Source organism: Frankia sp. AiPs1 (genome assembly GCF_023716945.1).
Classification (GTDB): domain Bacteria; phylum Actinomycetota; class Actinomycetes; order Frankiales; family Frankiaceae; genus Frankia.
In genome coordinates this window covers 1-3,902 of the sequence record NZ_JAMQQF010000564.1, presented here as the reverse complement: position 1 = coordinate 3,902, position 3,902 = coordinate 1, and the positions used below count along the sequence as shown (strand labels likewise).

The window sequence follows — 3,902 nt, the reverse complement described above, 5'->3', positions numbered from 1 at the left end:
CACCACCGGCGCGCGCGAGGCCGCCGCGGTTCCCGGCGGGCGATGAGCGATGAACGCCGCGACCGACCGGTTGAGCCGGCTGCTCGCCCTCGTCCCCTGGCTGCGGGCGCATCCCGGCGTTCCGCTGCCGGCCGCCGCGCAGGCCTTCGGCATCACGCCGCGCCAGCTTCGCGATGACCTGGACCTGCTGTTCGTGTGCGGACTGCCCGGTGGCGCGCCGGGCGACCTCATCGACCTGAGCTACTCCGGCGACCGGATCACCGTCGCCGATCCGCAGACACTGGACCGGCCGTTGCGGCTGTCCGTGGACGAGGCCACGGCGTTGGTCGTCGCCGCCCGCGCGCTTGCCGACGTGCCGGGGCTCGCCGGCCGGGAGGCCCTCGACCGGGCGCTGGAGAAGCTGGAGAAGGCGGTCGGCGCGGCGGGCAGCGTCGCCGGCCAGGTGCGGGTGAGCCTCGACACCCACGCCGAGGTGCTCGCCGCGGTGCAGCGGGCGGTGCGGCAACGCCGCCGGGTGCACCTGCGCTACCTCGTGTGGTCCCGCGACGAGCTGACCGAGCGGGACGTGGACCCGATGCGGGTGCTGATCCGGGAGGGCCACTGGTACCTGGAGGGCTGGTGCCACCGGGCGGAGGCGGTGCGGCTGTTCCGGCTGGACCGCATCGACGGGCCGGGTGGGGTCGAGGTGCTCGACGTCCCGGCCGCGCCGCCGCCGGGCGCGGTGTCCCGCGACACCAGCGAGGGGATCTACCGTCCCGGCCCGGCCGACGTCCGGGTCGTCCTCGAACTCGCCTCGCCGGCCCGCTGGGTCGCCGACTACTACCCGGTCACGGGGGTGCGGGAGCTGCCCGACGGTCGACTGGAGGTCACTCTCCACGCGCGGGAGACGTCCTGGCTGCACCGGCTCGTCCTCGGTCTCGGTGCCGACGTGCGGGTCGTCGAGCCGCCGGGACTCGCCGCCCAGGTACACGCCCTCGCGCGCCGGGCGCTGGCCGCCTACGGGCTCGACACCCCGTCCGGCGGCGCCGGCGACGAACGGTAGGCTGATCGGCATGCTCTGGGCGCTCGTCTACGTCGTGCTCATCCTCGGCGGGCTCGTTCTGCTCGCCCTGTGCGCCTGGCGGGTCTGGCAGAAGGTGCGCGGCGTGCGCCGGGCTCTCGGCGAGCTGTCGACGCGGGTGTCCGGCCTCGCCGCCGACACCACGGAACTCTCCGCCCGGCTGAACCACGCCGAAGTCACGGCCCGGCTTGCCGAGCGCACCTCCTGATCAGCCCGACCGGGCCGGATGCGGAGCGCGAGCGGGCAGCTCGGGTGTGGTCCCGCCGTGATCCGTAAGGAGCGATCGCGGGCTTCTGGTTCGTGACGCGGGGTCACGTCGAGGTCGACGTGGTGCGTTCCTTCGGTGACTATGCGAGATATTGACGGGTGGCGGTGTGGGATTCTGCTTGCGCAGGGTTCCGCGGTGACTACAATTCGTCCGGCAGACTCGCTTCGTTGCGCAGCCGTCATCTCCGAGATACCCGTATGCCTCCTATCGCCTCCTAGGCTGGCCGACGTAGCATCGATCGCACCGGTCGTGGGACCGGGCCGGTACCGCTCATCGGAGGACGCAGACCATGCCAAACCTGGGCACCACCGAGATCATCATCATCGCCCTCGTCGTGCTGGTGCTGTTCGGATCGAAGAAGCTCCCCGACGCGGCGCGTTCCTTCGGCCGCTCGCTGCGCATCTTCAAGGCCGAGACCAAGGGCCTGCGCGACGACGACACCCCGGCCGCCCACCCGGCCCCGCTGCCGATCGAGGCCCCGGCCGTGGCCCCCGCCCAGGCGACCCAGCCCGGCGCGTCCGTGAACGGTTCCGCCCCGGTGGCGGATCGGCACTGACCGCACGTCCCGGCCGGGCGCCGCGGCGTCCGGTCGAGACGCGACCCTCGACGCTGTCTGACTGACCCTGTCTGACTGACGCCGTCCGACTGACCCTCGACCCTGCCCCCTTGACCAGGAGACGCCGACGTGCCAGGGATTCCCACGCCGCGCAGGCTCTTCGCCTCGGTGCACCAGCGGCGGACCCGCACGGTCGAGGACAGCCGGATGCCCCTCACGGAGCACCTTCGTGAGCTGCGGAACCGGATCGCGATCGCGCTCCTGGGCTTCGCCGTCGCCGCGGTCGTCTGCTTCATCTTCGAACCGCACATCTTCAACTGGCTCAAGGCGCCCTACTGCGACCTGCCGGCCAGCAAGCGCTTCAGCCCCGACGGCGCGGCGTCGACCAACTGCACCCTGTACTTCTTCGGCATCCTCGACGCGTTCACCATTCGGCTGAAGATCTCGATGATCGCTGCGGCGGTGGTGTCCTCCCCGGTGTGGCTCTACCAGCTCTGGTCGTTCATCACCCCTGGTCTGCACCGGCACGAGCGGCGCTGGTCGCTCACGTTCGTCGGGATCTCGCTGATCCTGTTCGCCACCGGCGCCGTGTTCGCCTACCTGACCCTGTCCACGGGGCTGAGCCTGCTGCTCGGGTTCGGCGGCAACGGCCTGGTCAGCGTCCTCGACGGCAACAAGTACCTCAGCTACGTCCAGGCGATGCTGCTGATCTTCGGGCTGTCGTTCGAGATTCCGCTGCTTGTCGCCATGCTGAACCTGGCCGGTGTCGTCACCACCGCCCGGCTGCGGTCCTGGCGACGCGCCGAGATCTTCCTCGTGTTCGTCTTCGCCGCCGTCGTCACGCCCAGCCAGGACCCGTTCACCATGCTGGCGCTGGGCCTGCCGATGGTGCTCCTCTACGAGGTCGCGCTGATCGTCGGCTGGCTCAACGACCGGCGCAAGGCTCGCCGCGGCGACGACTCCCCGTACGCCGACCTCGGCGACGACGAGACCTCGCCGCTGGACTACGACGACGTCCCGTCCCAGGCGGCCGGCGCCGGCCGGCCGGCCGAGTCGACCCCGGCGTCGCCGGTCGGCGCCGGCACCGGCTCCGCGGCCCCCGGTGGCGATCCGTCGCACCTCGACATCACCTGACTTGGCATCACCCGACCTCGACATCACCCGACCTTGGCATCACCTGACCTCGGCGCTACCTGTTCCCACCTGCCGTGGCGGTCGGTGCGGGGGCGCCGCTTCCCGTAGGGTGGCAATGTGTCCTCCACGCCTGAGGCTCTCGTGGAGTTCGCCGCCAGCCTTCCCTTCGGGTTCGACCCGTTCCAGCTCGAGGCGCTCTCGGCGCTGGCGGCAGGCGAAGGGGTCCTGGTCGCGGCGCCCACGGGAGCGGGCAAGACGGTCGTCGGCGAATTCGCCGCGCACCTCGCCCTGAGCACGGGAACGCGCTGCTTCTACACGACGCCGATCAAGGCGTTGTCCAACCAGAAGTACACCGACCTTGTCGCCCGCTACGGCGCCGACCAGGTCGGCCTGCTGACCGGCGACACCGCCCGCAACGGCTCCGCGCCGGTCGTCGTCATGACGACCGAGGTACTTCGCAACATGCTCTACGCCGGCCCGGTCGGCGGCGGCGGCCTGGACAACCTCGCCTACGTGGTCATGGACGAGGTGCACTACCTCGCCGACCGCCAGCGGGGCGCCGTCTGGGAAGAGGTCATCATCCACCTGCCGGCGCACGTCCGGTTGGTGTCGCTGTCGGCGACGGTGAGCAACGCCGAGGAGTTCGGCGAATGGCTCGTCACCGTCCGCGGGCACACCCGCGTCATCGTCAGCGATCACCGGCCGGTGCCGCTGTGGCAGCACGTCCTCGCCGACCGCACCCTGCACGACCTGTTCCTCGAGGACGGGGCGCCGTCCGCCGGCGCGGCACTCGCCCGGGCGGTGTCCGAGGAGGAGCTGGCACGGCCCGGCTGGGGTGCCCCGCCCGCCGGCTCCGCCCGCGATGTGCCGCCCGGCACCGGCTC

Annotated in this window: 5 protein-coding genes; all 5 read left to right on the top strand. The window is 71.8% G+C overall.

Annotated elements, in window-relative coordinates:
• Positions 1–49: 49 nt before the first annotated feature.
• Positions 50–1,042 carry a YafY family protein gene (locus ND748_RS27385; RefSeq protein WP_251749094.1) on the top strand — a complete coding sequence of 331 codons (993 nt, stop codon included), beginning with the start codon at positions 50–52 and terminating at the stop codon, positions 1,040–1,042.
• Between the two features lie 10 nt (positions 1,043–1,052).
• On the top strand, positions 1,053–1,268 hold the full coding sequence (locus ND748_RS27380) for a hypothetical protein (RefSeq protein ID WP_251749093.1): 216 nt from the start codon (positions 1,053–1,055) through the stop codon (positions 1,266–1,268).
• A 349-nt stretch (positions 1,269–1,617) separates the two neighbouring features.
• Positions 1,618–1,884, top strand: coding sequence for a Sec-independent protein translocase subunit TatA (gene tatA, locus ND748_RS27375; protein ID WP_251749092.1), 267 nt, complete (start codon positions 1,618–1,620; stop codon positions 1,882–1,884).
• A 129-nt stretch (positions 1,885–2,013) separates the two neighbouring features.
• Positions 2,014–3,018, top strand: a complete 1,005-nt coding sequence (gene tatC, locus ND748_RS27370; protein WP_251749091.1) for a twin-arginine translocase subunit TatC — start codon at positions 2,014–2,016, stop codon at positions 3,016–3,018.
• Between the two features lie 117 nt (positions 3,019–3,135).
• On the top strand, positions 3,136–3,902 hold a 767-nt coding region (locus tag ND748_RS27365; protein WP_251749090.1), incomplete at its 3' end, for a DEAD/DEAH box helicase.